This window comes from Actinoplanes sp. ATCC 53533 (assembly GCF_003947245.1).
In genome coordinates, this window is sequence record NZ_QHHV01000006.1 from 41,681 (window position 1) to 60,210 (window position 18,530).

The window sequence follows — 18,530 nt, forward strand, 5'->3', positions numbered from 1 at the left end:
GCTCGCTGACGCCTGCCCACCACGGCGTCCCACTGCGTTTCGCGAGGAGGCGATGATGTTCCACCGACCACGCCGGGTACGGCTCATCGCGGCCGGCCTGGCCGCCGTTGTCTGCGGGGCGGCGGCCACCGTCACGACCACCGCACACGCCGCCGCGTCGGGTTGCCGCGTGGATTACGCGGTCGGTTCGCAGTGGACCGGCGGCTTCTCGGCCAACGTCACGGTGACCAATCTCGGCGACGCCGTAACCGGCTGGACCCTACGGTGGTCGTTCACCGCCGGGCAGGTGGTGACACAGGCGTGGAGCGCCACCGCGACGCAGAGCGGTGCCGCGGTCACCGCGGTCAACGCCGGCTGGAACGGGCAGTTGGCCACCAACGGCAGCACGTCATTCGGATTCAACGGCTCCTGGAACAACGCGAGCAACCCCGTGCCGGCGAGCTTCTCGCTCAACGGCGTGACCTGCACCGGCAGCACCACGCCGGGCACCCCGTCGCCGACCGTCCCCGCCACCACACCCCCGACGGCGACACCGTCGACGCCCGCACCGCAGGCTCCGCCGACCCGGACCGTGCGCGTCTTCTGGCTCAAGCCCACCGACGTGGCATACGACCAGCGCTACCCCGACGGGATAGCCGGCGTCATGCGCGAGGCGCAGAGCTTCTTCCGGCAGCAGCTGGGCAAGACCTTCACGCTCAACGGCCCGGTCGTGGAAGTGGTCAACGGCCAGCACGACACGAACTGGTACATCAACAACAACTGCGACCCCAACGGCGACCGGTACGCCTGCGTGATCTTCAACATGCAGAGCGAACTGCAGCAGCGGTTCGGCCTGCGAAACCCCGACAGCCGATGGCTGTTCGTCGCCGAGGTCAGCGCCGAGGAGGTCGGCAAGTCCGGCGGGGGCGCCCAGCCCGGCTGGGTCCTGCTCAGCGGTCACGACGCCGACGGCGCGGCCGGCAAGACCGAGCCGATGCCCCGCTGGTACGGCGGGATGGTCCACGAGCTCGGCCACGCGTTCGGACTGCCGGACGCCACCTCCACCGACGGCACGTGCATGTCCGCGTCCTTCTACGGCTACCCGAACTGCACGTTCAACCAGACCCAGAAGAACGGCATCCTCAACGGCCCGTACGGCAGCTTCCTCTCCTGACGAGCGGCGACGGGCGACGACGGGCGGCAGGATGAAGGTCCTGCCCCCGTCGTCATCCCACGAGCTCAGCGCAGCAGTGCCCCGGCCACCTGACGGACAGCGTCGAAGGCGGGCAGACTCGACGACGAGCTGTCGGAGAGCGCCCCGGCGATCACGCCGCCGCAGATGCAGATCAGGAAGATCAGCATGATCACCATCAGCACGATCATCACCGGCATGCCGGGATATTTCTGCGGCGGTGCGCCCAGCGCCCCCTTCGTGAAGGCGACCATGGGCGCCCGGTATTCCAGCTCGACCGTCTGCCCCGGATAGACGTCGACGGTCAGGTCGGCCGGGCCGAGCTGGGGCGGCAGCAAGTACGGCACGTGGACGTGCACGTGGTACTGCCCGGGCGGGACAGGCAGCACCTGCCGACCCCACGCGTTCGCGGCCACGTGCCCGTTCAGCTGCGTCTGCGGCTTGAACAAGCCGAGCATGAACGCGAGCGGGTGATATTTGAGCGTGACGGCGATCGCGGAACCGGCGGCGCGGTCGGGAGGCGGCGGGAATGCGGGCTGCTGCGCACCCGGCGGTTGCTGTTCGTACACGCTTGGTCTCTCCCTCGATCGATACCGGGCCGCAAGATACGACGCCGGGGCCGTCCGGGGCAACCCTGGGCGCGCTGAGCCGCGACAGCCCGGGCTACGCCGCGGGAGTGCCCGGCAGCAGGCGCAGGACCCGGCCGTACCCGGGCAGTCGCGGCCGGTCCGCGAGCAGCATGTCGAGTGCCGCGTGCGGGCTCAGTCCGGGCCGGTCGCAGCACAGCCGGGCGACGGCGCCGCTGATCTGCGGCGCCGAGAAGGACGTGCCGCTCCACAGCGCCCACCCGTCCGCGCCGAAGACCCGGTCCGGATGATGCGGGTCGGGCTCCGGGGGCGAGACCCCCGGCACGAACGTGGACACCACGCCGACGCCGACCGTGGAGCACCGCAGCCAGGGTCCGTGACTGGAGAACGGCGCCGCCCGCAGGTCGTGCGTCAGCGCGCCGACCGCCACCACCCCGCCGAACGCCGCCGGGAACATCGGCTCGGCGCTGCCCATGTTGCCGGCGCTGGCGACGATCAGCACCTCGGGGTGGTTGGCGCCGATGAACTCGACCGCCGCGCGCATGGCCGGCGGCGGCACGCCGTCGACCGCCGGTGTGCCCAGCGAGGCGTTGATGACGGTCGGGACCCCGGCCTGGTGGGCGTCCGCCGCGGCCCGGAGCAGCATCTCGGCGACGTCCGCGTCGGTGCCCAGGCCGTCGCCGCGGGTGAAACGGTAGGCGACGATCTCGCATCGGGGAGCGACCCGGCGCACGATCCCGGCGGTGAACGTCCCGTGACCGGCTCCCCAGTCCAGCCGCCCGGCGGCCGGCAGCACGTCGAGCGGATCGGCGTGCCCGGGACCGACCACCGCGTCGCTGAGCCAGCCGTCGCCGCGCGCCCCAGCGGCGATCCCGGTGTCGACGAGGGCGACCCGGACCGCTGCGGGGGTGACCGCCGGTGCCGGGCCCCATCCCTGCGTGGCAAGCGGGTAGTCGTCGGCCTTGATGGTGTGGCCCAACGGAACCACGAGGTTCATCGCCGCGTCGATCCCCTGCTTCCGCAGCCGTACGGCGTCCTGGGCCAGTTGCGCCGGCCCCTTGCCCGCATGGAAGACGCCGGTCCGCGGCCGGGAGGCTCGCTGCGGCGTCGGGTGCCCGGCTGGCGTGTAGCCGAATGACGCCAGCCGTGCGGCCGCGTCGGCCGCCGGCTCGTCCAGCCGTACGGTGAGCTGTCCCCGGGCGATGAGCACTTCCGTGCCGGACCCCGGAGACCGGTACCGGTCGAACGGCAGCCCGTCCGGCCCCGGCGCGGCGTCCTGACGGGCCCGGATCCGGTCGATGATCTGCCCGGCCCGGTCCCGGCCCCGCGCCGACGACAGCGCCTCGACCTGGCGCCCGACGCCGGCGCTGTCCGCCTCGAGCTGGGCGGCGCTCCGGTGCTCCGGATAGTCCCAGACGGCCGCCGCCGGACCGGCCACGGCGGCGGCGCGGCCGGGAATCACCACCGCGGCTGCGCCCAGCGCCCCGCCGAGCAGGAGTTGTCGCCGTCCGAACCTGTCCATCGAGCACCCCCGGGTCTCTCGACACGCTCGTATGCCGGTGCCGGGTACCGTATTGGCGCTCGGACCCGGACACCAGCAGATCAAGGACAGCACGGCCGGGCGGATGTCAGGGGCTCTCGGCGACGCGGGCCGCACCGGCCCGGGGCAGCAGCGCCAGCGCCGTCAGACCGGCGAGGCCGGCAGCGACAGCCCAGGCCACCGCAGTACCGGCCACACCGGCCGCGAGCAGGAGCAGAGCAGCGACGCCGATCGCGGTGCCCAGCTGCGCGCCGGTGTTGAGCACTCCGCTGGCGGTCCCGCTGATGGAGTCGGCCACGTCGGCACCGATCGCCGTCGCCGCCATGGATGGACGCTACGACACCGCCGCGGCAGTCGTGATCGGACGGATCATCGGTGCTGGTGGTGGCCATGTAGTGGGCCGCCGGACCGGAAAGGTTGCCAGCCAGTGGGGAATGTCGCTGTTCGCGGCCGATCCGGGCCACCCGGCCGCCGGTCCGGCAAACTGTCACGGCATCTCCGGCAGGCCGCCCCCACCGCCCTGCCTTGCCGGGCGACCCCGTGGACAGGTGAGGCACATGGATCCCGATACCCCCGCGCCGGCGCCGGCCGGGCACCGTAAGCGCCGCTCGACCGCGTTCCGCCTCGCCGTGTTCGGGATCGTCCTGGGCACTGTAGCCGCCGCGGCCCTCGCCGCGCTCGTGCTGCCGGCGGACGCCGGCAAGCGGTTCGCGCTCCCCTGGTCCGCTGCCGGCTCGTCGAGCGGTTCCTCCGCCCCGGGTACGGCCTCCGCCGCACCGCCCGCCGCATCCAGCACCACGGCGGCCCTGGCCGGGGCGAAAGCCGCACCGAAAGCCACGCCGACGCCCGCGGCGAAGGCCGCGCCGAAGGCCGTGGGCGCCTGCGGGAGAAAGGCCTCCGCCGCGCCGGCGACGAAGGTCACCGAGGTCAAGCTCGGCAAGCGGGTCACCGGGTACGGCCCGGAGGGCGACACCGACCCGTTGCCGATGGCCATCGCGGCCACCCCGGCCGGCGGGTCCTGGCTGGCCTGGCGGGGCACCGACAGCCGGGTCTACCTCGGCAAGCTCGGCTGCGACGACCGCCTGATCGGCACGCCGACCAGTTTCGCCGGGATCGACCTGCAGGATGTCCAAGCCGACAGCAAGGGCGGCGTCCTGCTGCTCACCCGCCGGGGCGCCTGTCACACCGGCCCGCTCTGCGGCGGCGCCGCGAGTCCGTGCAACACGATGCACATGATCCGTTTCAACACCTCGGGCAAGCAGGTCTGGGAACGCCAGGTCACCAACCTGACCGCGAAGCGCGGCGGCTTCGACGACGGCGCCCGGTTCATCTGGTGGTATCAACACCACGGCCGGCTGGCCACCGACGGCACCAACTACGCGGCCTACTTCGGCGTCGCCATCACCGTCAAGAACGGCAAGTGCGTCGACATCCACGAGGGCGACCGGATGCAGGTGGTCAACGCCAAGGGAGCGCTGGTCGGCGGGCACGGCAGCTTCGAGGTGGGCTGCAGCCACTCCTGGACCTCGCGCATCGTCTGGGATCCGCGCGCCAAACGCTTCGCGATGGTGTGCGCCACCGACAACGCGTGCCGGATCGCCCAGCCGAATCCCTACCGCACCGTGGCCGCCGGCACGTGCGACGGCAGCCTGTTCGGCGGCGACCTCGTGCTGGCCAAGACCAAGGGCTACTGGACCGCGTGGAGCCAGGGCGGGCAGGTGCGCCTGTCGCACTTCACCAGCGGCAAGGCCGACCAGACGATCAAGACCGCGGCGCGCGCCGCCCATCCGCACCTCGTGCGGTACTCCTCCGGCCGGATGTTGCTGAGCTGGGAGTCGGGCGCGGCGATGCTGGCGCAGGTGTACGACGCGGGCAGCGGCAAGGCGGTGGGAAAACAATTCAAGATCGCGGCGCGGGATCACAGCTACCAGGCGTTCAAGTCGTACGCCGACGGCAGCGCCGCCTATCCGGCCGCCGGCGGCACGAGCACCTCGATCAAGGTCGCCCGGGTCCTGCCGCTGAGCTGACATGGAGACGCCGGTCGCATTGCCCGGACCCGGCCTGGCCTCTACGGTCATCGCGGCGGACCCGAACTGCGCGGGACCCCGGGGCGTGGAGGAGGCGGTGTCGATGGTCGGCGACGGCCCTACGTTCGCCGCGTTCTTCGAGCGGCAGCACGCCGACCTGTCCCGGCTGGCATACCTGCTGACCGGCGACCCGGCGGCCGCCGACGACCTGGCCGCCGACGCGCTCGGCCGGGTACGACGCGACTGGCCCCGGGTGGGTGGCGACGATCCGGCGGCGTACGCCCGGGGGCTGGTGGCCACGCTGACCCGCGGCCGCGAGCGGCGCGGCCTGTTCGGCACGATCCGGCGCACGCCGGCGCCCGGGCGCGAGGCCGCGAACAGGCCCCAGCCGGCGAACCGGCGCGAGGCCGCCACCAGGCCCCGGCCTGCGAACCGGCGCGAGGCCGCGACCGGGACCCAGCCGGGCGCGCAGGCGACCGAGGTGCGCGGTGCGCTGCGCCGGCTGCCGCACCGGCGCCGGGTCTGCGTCGTGCTGCGGTACGCGTTCGGGCTCACCGAGGACGAGGTGGCGCGGGCGCTGGGTATCTCCGCCGGCGCCGCGCGGACCAGGACCTCGCGCGGCGCACGGCAGCTCTCGGAACTGCTCGGCGACGCACCCGGGGTCTCGCGCCTCCGCGGCTGGGAGGCGGCCCGGTGAGGAGCTACCTCGAGCTGTCCGAGCACGAGCTGCGTACCCGGTTGGGCAGCATCGCCGCCGGGCACCAGCCCGACCGCACCGCCATGCTGAACCGGATCGCGCAGCACCGGGCCGACGCGCCGGTCGCCGACCGCCGGCGGGCGGGCCAGGCGTGGCGCCTGGCCGGTTCCGCGCTGGCGGTGGCCACCATCCTCGGTGTCGGCGGCGTCGCCCGCTGGGCGCTGGCCGACGGCCCGGGGCCCACCGTCGGGCCCGTCGCGCCACCCGCCGCGACCCGGACGGCGCCCACGCCCGCCCGCACCACGGCGGCACCCACCCCACCCGCCGCCCGCAGCGTGGCCCCGGCGCCGAGAACGTCTCCGGCGCAGGCCGCGCCGGAGAGCGCCGGGAAGGGTCAGCGGGCGCTCTGGTCCGACGGGTCGATCGATCCGGACAGCGGCGACACCGCCGGGCGCAGCGACATCACCGTCAAGGTCCGCGAGCCGGTCCGCGCGCTGGAGCTGACCGTCCGGGTGGCGCTGACCCCGGGCCTCACCGACCAGGGCGCGGTGCACGACGTCACCGGCGCGCGGATCGACACCACGGTGGTCCGGGAGCGGGACGCGCTGGTCTACCGCTTCGAGCTGGCCGGCGGCACGCTCGCCGAGGGCACCTACGTCTTCGCCGCCAAGTACGCCTACGAGGACGGCGGCCGGGACGCGGGTGACGACACCTACCGGGTGCGCGCCACGACCGCGGACCGGGGCGCCGAGCTGGAGCTGCGGGGCGACTTCTACTGAGCGGGGGCGCGACCGTCGACCGGTCGCGCCCCCTCGTTCAGGTCAGTTCAGGGTCATTTCAGCACGATGCCGGTGGCGACGCAGTTGACGCCGTCCGGGACCTTGCTGACCTCGGTGGGCTCGCCGCTGGTGACGCCCTTGAAGCTGGCGCAGATCACCGTCTTGGCGGTGCCACCGACCACCGTGACGTCGCTGATCTTCGCGGTGTCGCCGAAGTTCGGGTTGATGCCGACCAGCGTCTTGAGCGGGACCGTCACGGTCACGTTCGACACCTGGACGTGGCGGGCGAACTGCTTGCTGCAGTTGCCGCACGAGCGGTACAGCTTGCCGATGTCCGCGGCCTGGAAGTTCTTGATGATCATGGTGCCGGGGCCGTTGTGCTGGAAGGTCTTGTCCGAGGCGTGCATCGCGCCGCCGCCGTCGATGGTCATGGTCTGGCCCGCCGCGGTGCCCTTGAAGGTGGCGGCGTCCTCGCCCACGTCCTGCCACCACACGTTGCGCAGCGTGCAGGTGCCGAGGCAGTGCACCCCGTCGGCGGCCGGCGTACCGATGATCACGTTCGACAGGGTCGCGCCGTCGGCGAGCTGGAACATCGGGGCCTGGCCCTCGCCCTGGCCGCCGTCGCCCAGCGCCGCGCCGCCGATGAAGCGCACGTTGCCGCCGTCGAACGGCCCGGTCACCTTCTTCGTCTCGGTCAGCGTCTCGGTGCGCACCGGCGTCGGCCAGGTGGTGGCGGCCGGGTTCGTCGTGGGCTTCACCGTGGGCGTGGCGGCCGGCTTCGACGTCGGCGCGGTGGTGGGCGGTTTGGACGCCGGCGCGGTGGTAGGCGCGGTGGTCGCCGGCGCGACGGTGGCCGTCGGCGGCCGGGTGGTGGGGGTCGCGGTCGGCGCCGGGGTCGGCGCCGGCGCGCTGACCGACACATCGTCGAAGGAGGCGGACGCGTGGACCGTCAGCAGCCCGACCCGGCCGGCCTTGAGCGCACGCCCGCTGACGTCACCCACCGCGACGTTGTCGACATAGCCGCGGACCCGGGTGCCGATCACGTCGAGCCGCAACTGGTGCCACCCGGTCGCGGCGGAGGCCAGCGCCACGGTGCTCAGGGTGGTCACGTTCGAGCCGCGGACCTCCTCGATCCGGGCCGCCCCGGGGACCAGCACGAGGCGCTGGAACTGGCTCGATCCGGTGGCCCGGGCGGCCACCCCGACCGCGGCACCGCCGGCGGTCAGGGCGCCCGGGCGCACCCGCGCCTGCAGGGTGTAGTCGGTCCAGCCCTTGTCGCCGGCGAACATCCGGGCCAGTTCGCTGCCGGCGTTGGCCTGGTTCAGCACCTTGCCGCCGTCGCTGACCACCGACCAGGAACCGCCGGACTTCGACCAGCCCGCCGTGTCGCCGTCGGAGAAATCGTCGGTCAGCGAAGTGCTGCCGGCGAAGGCGGTCGCGGCGACCCCCACCGCCGCGACCACGACGGCGGCGAACCCGCCGATCAGAGCGGTGCGCCGCCGGCCGCGCGGTCGGGTGGCCATCTCGGGTTCCATCCGTCTGTTCCTCCAGGTCCGTGTTGAACAACAACGGGTGGCCGTGGACGGCCGGGAGGTTGCCAGCGGAGCCCTAGTGTGACCGCGGTCACTGTGCCGAAGGTCAGGCCGGCTCACCGGCGGGCACGGCGGCACCGGTGTCGTCCTCGACGACGTCCGGTTCCGGGTCGGGGTCGCTGAGCTGCTCGCGCAGGTAGTTCCACAGCACCGCGATCAGCGCCGCGATCGGCACCGCCAGCAGGCTGCCCACGATCCCGGCGAGGCTGCCGCCGAGCGTCACCGCCAGCAGGACCACCGCCGCGTGCAGGCCCAGCCCGCGGCTCTGCACCATCGGCTGGAACACGTTGCCCTCGAGCTGCTGCACCGCCACGATGATGGCCAGCACGATCAGGGCGTCGGTCGGCCCGTTGAACACCAGCGCGATCAGCACGGCGACGAGCCCGGCGAACAGGGCGCCCACGATGGGCACGAAGGCCGTCACGAAGGTCAGCACCGCCAGCGGCAGCACCAGCGGCACGCCCACGATCCACAGGCCGATGCCGATGAAGACGGCGTCCAGCAGGCCGACGAAGGCCTGGGACCGCACGAACGCGCCGAGGGTCTCCCAGCTGCGCTCGGCCACCACCGGCACGTCGACGGCGAGCCGGCCGGGCAGCTGCCGGGTCAGCCAGGGCAGGAAGCGCGGGCCGTCCTTGAGGAAGAAGAACATCAGGAAGATCGCCAGGATGGTGGTGACGACGCCGTTGACCACGGTGCCCACCCCGGTGACCGTGGCGGTGAGGATGCTGCCGATGCTGTCCTGGATGCGGTTGATGGCCGCGTCGAACGCGGTGTTGACCTGGGCGTCGCCGATGTTCAGCGGCGGCCCGGCGGCCCACTCGCGGACCTTCTGGATGCCGTCGACCACGCCGTCGGCCAGCTCGCCGCCCTGCGCCGCCACCGGCACCACGATCAGCACCACGATGCCCACGGCGACCAGCAGCGACACCACGGTCACGGTCGACGCGGCCAGCGCGGGATGCCAGCGGTGCCGGCGCAGGAAGCGGGTCAGCGGCCAGGTCAGGGTGGTCAGCAGCAGGGCCACCACCAGCGGCCAGATCACCGACCACATCTTGCCCAGCAGCCACAGCGCCACCCCGGTCATCACCAGGATCACCAGCATCTGCAGGGATATGCGCGCCGACGTGCTCAGCGCGGCCCGGGCCTTGGTGGAGCTCAACGATGCTGGCATGGCACCACCCTAAAGATCCCCCCGCGGCGCCCGCACACCGAACTCCCGGTCAGCCCTTGTCGGCGCCGGCGGTCAGGCCCTCGGTCAGCAGGCGCTCGGCGGCGAAGAACAGGATCACGATGGGCAGGGTGAGCACCACCGAGCCGGCCATCAGCACCGTCTTGCTCACCTCGATGCCGCCGGAGAGCTGCGCCAGGCCCAGCGACACCGTCCAGTCGGCGCGGTCCTCGACCAGGAACAACAGCGCGAACAGGAACTCGTTCCAGGCGATCATGAAGACGTACAGGGCGTTGGCCGTCACCGCCGGCGCCGCCAGCGGCAGGATCACCTTGCGGATCGTCTGCAGCCGGGTGTAGCCGTCGAGCGCGGCGGCCTCCTCCAGGCTCACCGGGATCGTCGACAGGTAGTTGCGCAGCATGTAGATCGACACCGGCACGGTCTGCGCGATGTACACGATGGTCAGCCCGGCCAGCGAGCCGCGCAGGCCCAGCCGGGTGAAGAGCACGAACAGCGGGATCGCCAGCAGGATCGACGGGAACAGGTAGACCGCCAGGAACAGGAAGTGCACCTGGCGCCGGCCGGTGAAGCGCAGGCGGCTGACCGCGTACGCGCCCGGGATGGAGACCAGCAGGGTCAGCGCGGTCGCGGCGAGGGAGACGATCGCCGAGTTGGCGAGGAAGCGCAGGAATCCCTGGCCGCCCCGGCCGGCGGGGGTCAGCACCTCCCGGTACGTCGACACGGTCCACTCCGCCGGACCGACCCACAGCTTGCCGGGGTTCTGCAGCACCTCCTCGATCGGGCGCAGGGACAGCATCAGCATGTAGAGGAACGGGAACAGCGTCACCACGACGAGCACGGCGATGACGACCCGGCGCAGGACGCGCAACACCCGGGTCTCGACGGCAGCACGGTCCATCAGTTCTCCTCCCCGCCTTCCACTCGCGGCGCCATGAACCTCAGATAGACGGCGAGCAGCACGACCAGCCCCGCGGCCAGCACCAGCGCCTGGGCCGAGGCGGCACCGATGTCGAAGCGCGCGGTGAGGAACTGGTAGACGCGGACGCTGACCACTTCCGTGCCGGCTCCGCCGCCGGTCAGCAGGTACACGTCGTCGAACTTGTTGAACGTCATGATGAAGCGCAGCACCGTCAGCAGCGCGATGACCGGGCCCAGTTGGGGCAGCAGGATGTGCCGGAAGCTCTGCGTCGGCGCGGCGCCGTCGACCAGCGCCGCCTCCTCCAGGTCGCGCGGGACCGCCTGCAGCCGGGCCAGCAGGAACAGGAAGGCGAAGGGGAAGTACCGCCAGGCCTCGAAGGCGATGACCGTCAGCAGGGCCAGCGGGACGTCGAAGTGCCAGCCGGCCAGCGACACCTCGTACTCGCGCTGGCTCAGGAAGGCGATCGGGCGGTCCCAGCCCAGGAAACGCGTACCCCAGTTGTTGGCGATGCCGAACTGCGGGCTGAGCATGATCTCCCAGACGAAGGTCACCGCCACGACCGGCGCCACGTAGGGCAGCAGCACCGAGGCACGGACCAGGTTGCGGCCGCGAAAGCCGCCGCGCAGGGCCAGCGCGGCGACCAGGCCGAACAGGATCGAGAAGAACGTCGCACCGACCGTGTACGCCAGGGTGGTCCACAACGACGACCAGAAGCCCGGCGAGGTCAGCACGAGTTCGAGGTTGGCGAGGGTGTACTCGCCGAAGACGCCGGCCCGGCGCAGGTTGATCAGCCGGATCCGCTGGAAGGCCAGCATGACCGTCCACAGGATCGGCAGGACCACGACGACCAGCACCACGACGAAGGTCGGCGACAGGTAGATCAACCCGGCCCGGTTCTCCTGCTGCCGCCGGGTCAGCGGCCGTTTGGCCGCCACTATTCGAGCGACTTCTGGATGCTCTTCACGTCGTCGGCGGCGCGCTTGGCCGCCCCCGCCGCGTCCAGCTCACCGCTGGTGAGGGCGTTGACCGCCTTGGGCACGGGCAGCTCCCCCAGCGTCGCGCCGACCAGCGCGCCCTGTTTCTGCGGGAACCCCCAGCGCTGGAACGTGTCGGGGCTGCGCTGCAGCGCCGCGATGACGTCCTTCGGGTAGACCTCACCGAGCGGCTTCTTGGTGTCGACCCCGGCGGGCAGGTCGTTCCAGGCGTCGGTGAACTTCGCCGGCTCCTGCTGGGTGCCCTTGCGGACCGGGAACTTGCCCTCCGGCGCGATGCCGAGCCAGTCGGTGTAGCCCTCGTTCATCAGGTACGAGACGAACTTCTTGGCGGTCTCGGTGCGCTCGCCGTCCTTGGCGATGGCCCAGCTGGTGATCTCGCCGAACTGGGCGGGCTTGCCGCCGGGCCCGGCGATCGCGGTGACGACCCCGCTGTTCTCGGCCAGGTATGCCGGGTCGGACCGGCACTGCGCACAAGTCGGCAGCGCGTCCTTGCGCAGGCCGGCCATCTCGTCGAGCAGGAACGAGGACCAGACCACCATCGCGGCCTTGCCCGCGAAGTAGGTCGCGCGCGTGGTGTCCACGTCCTGGGCCCCGGGTACGGAGTAGCTCTTGACCAGGTCGCCGTAGAGCTGGAAGGTCTGCACGCACTGCGGCGAGTCCAGGGTGACGGTCTTGTTCGCGTCGACCAGTTCGCAGCCGTTGCCGAGCGCCAGGTTCTCGAAGGTCTGCTCGGTGAAGGCGTCGTTCGGGATCGTGGCGAGGCTGATGCCGGCGACCGCCGGGGAGTTGAGCCGCTGCGCCGCCTGACGGATCTTGTCGTACGTGTCGGGCGCCGTCAGCCCGGCCTTGTCGAAGAGGTCCTTGCGGTAGAAGAGCAGCTGCGCCCAGCCGTCGGACGGCACGGCGAGCTGCTTGCCGTCCTGGCCGGTCAGCTCCAGCGCGCGCGGCGAGAACGTGCCCGGGCCGAGGCCCTCGACGACGGCCTTGGCGGCGTCGGTGTCGAGCAGGTCGTTGGTGGCCATCTGGGCGACCGCGCCCAGCGGGAGCGCACCGACCACGTCGGGCAGCGTCCCGGCCGCCGCCGCCGAGGTGATCAGGCTGCTGAACTGGTTCTCGTCGGTCGCGACGATCTTGACTTTGACGCCGTTCGCGGCGCCGAACCGATCGGCGACGGCCTGGGTCGCCCGCACCCGGTCGGTCTGATTCTCCAGGCTCCACACGGTGAGGGTGCCGCCGCCGCTGTCGCCGCCGTCGTCACCGCAACCGGTGAGGGCTGAGCCGGCCAGGGCGGCGGCGAGCAGGCCGGCCGCCGGGAGGCGCCAGGAACGTCCATGATCGATTTTCACGAGATGTCCTCTCGGTGACGTATCGATGTCATTTGGTTACCGACGCATCACACCAAGGAGCCGTCCACCTCGCAACCGCTGGGGCCACCGTTACCAGATCAACGTCTTGACGCCTCCTGGGACGACTGAGAGCATCACCACACCATCCCGCATGTTTGCGTAAACATTGCCGCTCCGGGTCGCATGTCACAGTCCCGAAACAGGCCCGCGTAGCCAAGGAGAACCCTCCACGATGAGAAGACGACTCACCGCCCGGAGTCTGGCGGCCACTTTCACCGCGACCGCGCTCACGCTGGGCCTGCCGGCACCGGGCAGCGCCCGGACCGCGGCACCCCAGGCGGCCGCGCCCAGCTCGGCCGTACCCATCGCGGCCGCTCCCGGAGCCGTCCCGACGGTGACCGTGCGCCCCGACCCGTCGTACCAGGGCCAGGAGTTCGAGGGCTGGGGCACCAGCCTGGTCTGGTTCGCCAACGCCACCGGCGGCTACCCCGCCGAGGTCCGCAACAAGCTCGCCGACCTGGTCTTCGGCAAGCAGGGGCTGAACCTCAACATCGCCCGCTACAACATCGGCGGCGGCAACGCCCCCGACGTGCCCGACTACCTGCGTCCCGGCGGCGCCGTCCAGGGCTGGTGGAAGGCCCCCGCGGGCACCACCCGGACGAACGTCGACTGGTGGAACCCGGCCGACCCGGCGCACTGGAACCTCGACGCCGACAAGACCCAGCGCTGGTGGGTCGACCGGATCAAGAAGGACATCACCCACTGGGAGACGTTCAGCAACTCGCCGCCGTACTTCCAGACCAACAGCGGCTACGTCTCCGGCGGCCTCGACTCCAGCCAGGACCAGATCCGCAGCAGCACGGTGAACGACTTCGCCGCCTACCTGACCCGGGTCAACCAGGAGCTGGAGAAGGCACACGGCATCAAGATCAAGACGACCGACCCGCTCAACGAGCCGAACACGAACTACTGGGGCACCCGGCTGGGCGCCGACGGCAACCCGGTCGGCGGTGGGCAGGAGGGCGCGCACGCCGGCCCCGCCCTGCAGCAGCAGGTGATCCAGGCGCTCGCGGCGAAGCTGACCGCGCTGGGCAGCCACACCAAGGTCTCGGCCATGGACGAGACCAACCCCGGCACGTTCGAGAAGAACTGGAACGCCTACCCCGAGAGTGTCCGCGCCCTGGTCTCTCAGCTCAACGTGCACACGTACGGCACCGGCCAGCGCACCACCGTCCGCGACATCGCCAAGGGCGAGCAGAAGCCGCTCTGGCAGAGCGAGGTCGAGGGCGGCTGGGGCGGCGGGCCGGGCGGCGGGCAGAGCTTCACCAGCATGACGCCCGGCCTGGGCATGGCCCGGCAGATGGTCGACGACCTGCGCGAGCTGGAGCCGACGGCCTGGGCCTTCTGGCAGCCGGTCGAGGACTACAACAACATGAAGCCCGGCGGCGAGTTCCCCACGGGTGGCAACTGGGGCAGCATCCAGCTCCCGTTCGACTGCAAGGCCACGGACACGCTGAAGACCTGCCCGATCTACACCAACACCAAGTTCAACACGGTGCGTAACTTCACCCACTACATCCGCCCCGGCGACCGGCTCATCAAGGTCGGCGACACCTCCAGCACCGCCGCCGTCTCCGCCGGCAAGCGGGCCACCGTCGTGCACATCAACGACACCAAGCTGGCGCGCACGGTGCGGCTCGACCTCTCGGCCTTCGGCACGATCGCCAAGAACGCCACCGTGACGCCGGTCTTCACCGACGTGAGCGGAGCGCTGAAGAAGGGCGCCCCGATCGCCGTCCGCAACGGCGCCGCGTCGGTGCTGGTCCCGGCCGAGTCCGTGACGTCGTTGCTGGTCACCGGCGTCTCGGGGGTCGCGCCCGGCGCCGCCCTCGTGCAGAGCGGCCACGTCTACCGGTTGAAGGGCGTGCAGAGCGGCAAGTCGCTCACCCCGAACGCCGCCGGCACCGGCACCGTGCTCCGTACCGAGGACCCCAGCGCCGCCGCGCAGCTGTGGAGCTTCACCCCGCTGACCACCGCCACCAGCAACCAGTCCCGGTACGCCGTCAGCACCGCCACGGGCACCAGCCAGCTCGCCGTCGTCGACGGAGCGCTGACCCTGGTGCCCACCGTCAAGACCCCAGCCAGCAACGCTCAGTGGATCATGTCGACCACCGGTGACGGGACGTACACGCTGCTCAACGTCGCCACCAAGCGCGTCGTGGAGGTCGGCGGCCAGGCCACCCAGGACGGTTCGAGCGTCTCCACCTGGCTGCCGAACTCGGGCTTCAACCAGCGCTGGGAGATCATCGACGAGTCGGTGCTGGGCATCCAGCCCACCGCGGTGTTCACCGTGCCCGGTGTCGTACCGACGATGCCGACGACCGTCGTACCGACCCGCCGCGACGGTGCGCGGGGAGCCCTGCCGGTCGTCTGGAAGCTCCCGGCCGCGTCGGCCTGGAAGCGGCCGGGCAGCGTGCCCGTGCTCGGCACCGCCACCGACACGCTCGGCGTCACCCACCCCGCCAAGGCCACGGTCGAGGTGGACACCCTGGTCTACACCAAGCCGGGCCGCGCCAAGACCTTCGTGGGCGGTCAGGCGAAGCTGCCGGCCACCGTCACCGCGGTGGGCAAGCGCGGCGTGACCACCCAGCGTCCGGTCACGTGGAACGTGCCCGCCGCCGGAGCGTTCGACAAGCTCGGTGTCGTCACCGTCGCCGGGCGCGCCGACGCCGGCGACGGTCGCACCCTCCCGGCGACCGTCCGGGTGCAGGTGACCCCGCGGGGCGAGCAGAAGGCGCCGACCACCGAGGTCACCGCGACCTTCACCGAGTCCGGCTACTCCGCCGCCGGTCTGCGCAACGGCATCCTGATCGACAAGGCCTGGTCGAACTGGGTGCCCGGCACCAAGAACACCGGCGACACGCTCACAGTGGAGCTCGGCGAGCAGCAGGCTGTCACCCGAGTCGTCACGTACTTCTACAAGGACGGCCCGGACAGCAGCTGGGCACAGACCGTGCAGATCCAGGCCCGCGACGCACAGGGTGCCTGGTCCGACGCCGGTAGCCCGGTGTCGGTCCCGGCCGGCACGGCTACCGCCCCGGCGGTGTCGGCCACGTCGCCGGCCACCACGAACGCGGTCCGGGTGGTCCTCACCGCCCCGCCGAGCCAGCACATGACGGCCAGCGAGATCGAGGTCTACACCGCGGGCCCGAGCACGTCGTCGGACGCGAACGCCGAGGGCATCACGCTCTCCGGCGTGCCGATTCCCGGATTCATCCCGAGCCGCACGTCGTACTCGGTGCGGGTCCGCGGAAAGCTGCCGGTGGTCGCGGCGGTGGCCACCGACCCGTACGCCACGGTCGTGGTGACTCAGCCGACCGCACGCAACCGCACGGCGACCATCACGATCACCAGTGAGGACGGTACGCAGAAGCGCACCTACCGGGTCGCCCTGACCAAGTAACCCAGACAGAAGGCGGCACCGCACCAGCTCCAGGGTGCGGTGCCGCTGTTCTGTCCGGTCAGCTCTCCGCCGGCCGGGTCGCCGGCCAGACCAGGACGTCGTCCGGGATGGTCGGGTCGCACAGGGCCCGCCCGTCCCGGCCCGGCAGCATCCGGCCCGCCGACACCACGAGCCGGGCCACCTCGATCGCCCCGTGCGCCTGGAAGTGGGTGTTGTCGGCCACCCCGGCGGGATAGTTCGGCGACTCGCCGGCGTCGAGCCAGAGGAAGTGGCTCTTGGTCGCCGCCGCCCCGAGCGCGCCCCACAACGCGAACGACGACGCGGTGAGGTCGATCAGCGGCGTGCCGGTGTCCGCGGCCAGCGCGCGCATCGCGTCCGGATATTCGCCGTGCGACAGGTACGGCGTGCCGTCGGCGGTGAACCGTCGCCGCTCGACCGGCGTCACCAGCACCGGCCGGGCCCGCCGGGCCCGCGCTCCGTCCAGATAGAGCCGCAGGTATTCCTGGAACGTCGTCCAGGGCTCGGTGTAGCGGGCCGGGTCCGCGACCTTCTCGTCGTTGTGGCCGAAGGAGACCAGCAGCAGGTCGCCGGGGCGGATCGCGGCGAGGATGCGGTCGAGCCGGCCCAGGTCGGCGAAGCTCTTCGAGCTGGCCCCGGAGAGCGCCTCGTTGACCACGCGGATCTCGGGCCGCAGGAAGGCCGGCAGCGCCTGCCCCCAGCCGGCCCGGGGGACGTCCGCCACGGCGTACGTCGCCGCCGTCGAGTCACCGGCCACATAGATCGTCCGTCGTCGCGCGGAGCGGTCGTCACCGCCCGCCGCGGCCGGCCCGGCGAACCCCAACCCACCCGCGACGGCGCCACCGAGGGCGGCGCGCAGCAGCAACCTGCGATCAAGCGTCATGGCCGCCATCAAATCAACAATCATCGATCCAGGCAAGCGCTTACCTGAGATCTGTGCCGGCGGCGTCGGTGGTGGCGTCGGCGGCGGCGGGCAGCGGCTGCGTCGGCGGCTCGGCTCGGCGGCTCGGTAGCAGCAGCGGGCTGGTGAGGATGAGCAGTCCCGCGACCGTGAGGGCCGTGCGCGGGCTGGTGGCCTCGGCGAGCAGCCCGCCCAGCGCGCTGAGGACGGCGATGGCCGCGCTGCTGCTGATCGACCAGGCCGACAGGGTGCGGGCGATGCGGTCGCCGGGGGTGTGTTCCAGTCGATAGGTCGCGAGCACCGGGTTGTACAGGCTCATGCTGATGATGATCGCGAGTTCCACCGCGATCACGGTCGCCAGGCCGGCGGCGCCGGGCTGCACGAAGGCGAGGCCGATCAGCCAGATCGCGCGCAGTGTGCCGACGGTGCGGAGGATGCGGTGCCGGCCGTACCGGGCCACGACCCGGGGTGCCAGCCGGGAGCCGATGAACCCGCCGAGGCAGGGCGCCGCGAAGGCGAGGCCGTACTGCCAGGGCGGGAAGCCGAGCTCGCCGAGCAGCAGCACGGCCAGCAGCGGCTCGGTGGCCATGATCAGTCCGGCGACGAGCAGCTGGTTGAGGTAGAGCGCCCGCAGGCCGGGATGGCTCAGCAGGTGCCGCCAGCCGTCGAGCAGCTCGCCGGCCCGGACCCGGCGCTCGCCGGTGCGCCGCGGGTGCTCCTCACGGCCGCGAATCGCCGCGATGCCCAGCGCGGAGAGCAGATAGCTGAGCGCGTCGGCCACGATGGTGGCGACCGGCCCGAACAGGCCGACCGCCGCCCCGCCCAGCGGCGGCCCTACCGCGATGGAGCTCCACGTCGTCGACTCGAACCGCGCGTTGGCCACGAGCAGGTCCGCCGGCCGGACGAGGGCCTTGAGGTAGGCGCCGGCGGCCGCGCCGAAGGCGATCTTGGCGGTGGCGACCACGGCCGAGACGGCCAGCAACTGCGCGAAACCGAGCCGGCCCAGGGCGTACGCGACGGGGACCGTCAGCAGGACCGCGAACCGGGCCAGGTCCATCGCGATCATCACCGGGCGCTTGCGGTGGAACTCCACCCACGGCCCCAGCGGCAAGGCGATCAGCGCACCCACGGCCGGCCCCACCGCCGACAACGCGGACACCTGAGCCGGGCTGGCACCCAGCACCAGCACGGCGATCAGCGGCAGGGCGCCGAACCCCAGCCCGGAGCCATAGGCGCTGACCGCGTACGCCGCCCACAGCCAGCCGAACCGCCGGCCCAGGGATCGTCTCGCCGCCAAGCCCTC

The 18,530-nt window shown here is 72.1% G+C and carries 15 protein-coding genes; 5 read left to right on the top strand and 10 right to left on the bottom strand.

Annotation, left to right across the window (positions count from 1 at the left end):
• Positions 1-52: 52 nt before the first annotated feature.
• Complete coding sequence (locus DMB66_RS01415; protein WP_125802146.1) at positions 53-1,153, top strand: cellulose binding domain-containing protein; 1,101 nt, start codon at positions 53-55, stop codon at positions 1,151-1,153.
• 65 nt (positions 1,154-1,218) lie between these two features.
• On the opposite strand, the gene DMB66_RS01420 is transcribed toward DMB66_RS01415, so the two are convergent.
• From DMB66_RS01420 to DMB66_RS01430, 3 genes are all read right to left on the bottom strand, one after another.
• Complete coding sequence (locus tag DMB66_RS01420) at positions 1,219-1,740, bottom strand: hypothetical protein (protein ID WP_233624215.1); 522 nt, start codon at positions 1,738-1,740, stop codon at positions 1,219-1,221.
• A gap of 94 nt (positions 1,741-1,834) precedes the next feature.
• On the bottom strand, positions 1,835-3,280 hold the full coding sequence (locus DMB66_RS01425) for a S8/S53 family peptidase (RefSeq protein ID WP_125802147.1): 1,446 nt from the start codon (positions 3,278-3,280) through the stop codon (positions 1,835-1,837).
• Positions 3,281-3,386: 106 nt separating this feature from the next.
• Positions 3,387-3,623: a hypothetical protein gene (locus DMB66_RS01430; RefSeq protein ID WP_125802148.1), complete on the bottom strand. Its 237-nt coding sequence runs from the start codon at positions 3,621-3,623 to the stop codon at positions 3,387-3,389.
• 232 nt (positions 3,624-3,855) lie between these two features.
• On the opposite strand from DMB66_RS01430, the gene DMB66_RS01435 reads away from it, so the two are divergent.
• Genes DMB66_RS01435 through DMB66_RS01445 form a run of 3 tightly spaced genes read left to right on the top strand, consistent with a single transcriptional unit; the run spans position 3,856 to position 6,801 of the window.
• On the top strand, positions 3,856-5,325 hold the full coding sequence (locus tag DMB66_RS01435; RefSeq protein ID WP_199751724.1) for a hypothetical protein: 1,470 nt from the start codon (positions 3,856-3,858) through the stop codon (positions 5,323-5,325).
• A 1-nt stretch (position 5,326) separates the two neighbouring features.
• Positions 5,327-6,022, top strand: coding sequence for a sigma factor-like helix-turn-helix DNA-binding protein (locus DMB66_RS01440; protein ID WP_370318324.1), 696 nt, complete (start codon positions 5,327-5,329; stop codon positions 6,020-6,022).
• Positions 6,019-6,801, top strand: coding sequence for a hypothetical protein (locus DMB66_RS01445; RefSeq protein ID WP_125802149.1), 783 nt, complete (start codon positions 6,019-6,021; stop codon positions 6,799-6,801). The genes DMB66_RS01440 and DMB66_RS01445 overlap by 4 nt, the downstream gene beginning before the upstream one ends.
• Positions 6,802-6,854: 53 nt before the next feature.
• On the opposite strand, the gene DMB66_RS01450 is transcribed toward DMB66_RS01445, so the two are convergent.
• From DMB66_RS01450 to DMB66_RS01470, 5 genes are all read right to left on the bottom strand, one after another.
• Positions 6,855-8,336, bottom strand: a complete 1,482-nt coding sequence (locus tag DMB66_RS01450) for a pectate lyase (protein ID WP_233624216.1) — start codon at positions 8,334-8,336, stop codon at positions 6,855-6,857.
• A gap of 103 nt (positions 8,337-8,439) precedes the next feature.
• Positions 8,440-9,567, bottom strand: a complete 1,128-nt coding sequence (locus DMB66_RS01455) for an AI-2E family transporter (RefSeq protein WP_125802150.1) — start codon at positions 9,565-9,567, stop codon at positions 8,440-8,442.
• A 49-nt stretch (positions 9,568-9,616) separates the two neighbouring features.
• Positions 9,617-10,483 carry a carbohydrate ABC transporter permease gene (locus DMB66_RS01460; RefSeq protein WP_125802151.1) on the bottom strand — a complete coding sequence of 289 codons (867 nt, stop codon included), beginning with the start codon at positions 10,481-10,483 and terminating at the stop codon, positions 9,617-9,619.
• A complete protein-coding gene (locus DMB66_RS01465) occupies positions 10,483-11,439 on the bottom strand; it encodes a carbohydrate ABC transporter permease (RefSeq protein ID WP_233624217.1) in 957 nt (318 codons plus the stop codon). The genes DMB66_RS01460 and DMB66_RS01465 overlap by 1 nt, the downstream gene beginning before the upstream one ends.
• Positions 11,439-12,845 carry an ABC transporter substrate-binding protein gene (locus DMB66_RS01470; RefSeq protein ID WP_233624218.1) on the bottom strand — a complete coding sequence of 469 codons (1,407 nt, stop codon included), beginning with the start codon at positions 12,843-12,845 and terminating at the stop codon, positions 11,439-11,441. Before DMB66_RS01470 ends, DMB66_RS01465 begins: the two co-directional genes overlap by 1 nt.
• Before the next feature lie 232 nt (positions 12,846-13,077).
• On the opposite strand from DMB66_RS01470, the gene DMB66_RS01475 reads away from it, so the two are divergent.
• Complete coding sequence (locus tag DMB66_RS01475; protein WP_125802153.1) at positions 13,078-16,308, top strand: glycoside hydrolase; 3,231 nt, start codon at positions 13,078-13,080, stop codon at positions 16,306-16,308.
• A gap of 58 nt (positions 16,309-16,366) precedes the next feature.
• Here the strand turns inward: DMB66_RS01475 and DMB66_RS01480 are convergent, their stop codons facing one another.
• Both DMB66_RS01480 and DMB66_RS01485 read right to left on the bottom strand, forming a co-directional pair.
• Positions 16,367-17,209, bottom strand: a complete 843-nt coding sequence (locus DMB66_RS01480; RefSeq protein ID WP_233624219.1) for a rhamnogalacturonan acetylesterase — start codon at positions 17,207-17,209, stop codon at positions 16,367-16,369.
• A 40-nt stretch (positions 17,210-17,249) separates the two neighbouring features.
• Complete coding sequence (locus DMB66_RS01485; protein WP_233624220.1) at positions 17,250-18,524, bottom strand: MFS transporter; 1,275 nt, start codon at positions 18,522-18,524, stop codon at positions 17,250-17,252.
• Positions 18,525-18,530 lie beyond the last annotated feature (6 nt).

What these genes read in the sequence shown, in the direction of transcription:
- DMB66_RS01415 (WP_125802146.1), top strand. Translation starts at nt 53, where the DNA reads ATGATGTTCCACCGACCACGCCGGGTACGGCTCATCGCGGCCGGCCTG.
- DMB66_RS01425 (WP_125802147.1), bottom strand. Translation starts at nt 3,280, where the DNA reads ATGGACAGGTTCGGACGGCGACAACTCCTGCTCGGCGGGGCGCTGGGC.
- DMB66_RS01430 (WP_125802148.1), bottom strand. Translation starts at nt 3,623, where the DNA reads ATGGCGGCGACGGCGATCGGTGCCGACGTGGCCGACTCCATCAGCGGG.
- DMB66_RS01435 (WP_199751724.1), top strand. Translation starts at nt 3,856, where the DNA reads ATGGATCCCGATACCCCCGCGCCGGCGCCGGCCGGGCACCGTAAGCGC.
- DMB66_RS01440 (WP_370318324.1), top strand. Translation starts at nt 5,327, where the DNA reads ATGGAGACGCCGGTCGCATTGCCCGGACCCGGCCTGGCCTCTACGGTC.
- DMB66_RS01450 (WP_233624216.1), bottom strand. Translation starts at nt 8,336, where the DNA reads ATGGAACCCGAGATGGCCACCCGACCGCGCGGCCGGCGGCGCACCGCT.
- DMB66_RS01455 (WP_125802150.1), bottom strand. Translation starts at nt 9,567, where the DNA reads ATGCCAGCATCGTTGAGCTCCACCAAGGCCCGGGCCGCGCTGAGCACG.
- DMB66_RS01460 (WP_125802151.1), bottom strand. Translation starts at nt 10,483, where the DNA reads ATGGACCGTGCTGCCGTCGAGACCCGGGTGTTGCGCGTCCTGCGCCGG.
- DMB66_RS01475 (WP_125802153.1), top strand. Translation starts at nt 13,078, where the DNA reads ATGAGAAGACGACTCACCGCCCGGAGTCTGGCGGCCACTTTCACCGCG.
- DMB66_RS01480 (WP_233624219.1), bottom strand. Translation starts at nt 17,209, where the DNA reads ATGACGCTTGATCGCAGGTTGCTGCTGCGCGCCGCCCTCGGTGGCGCC.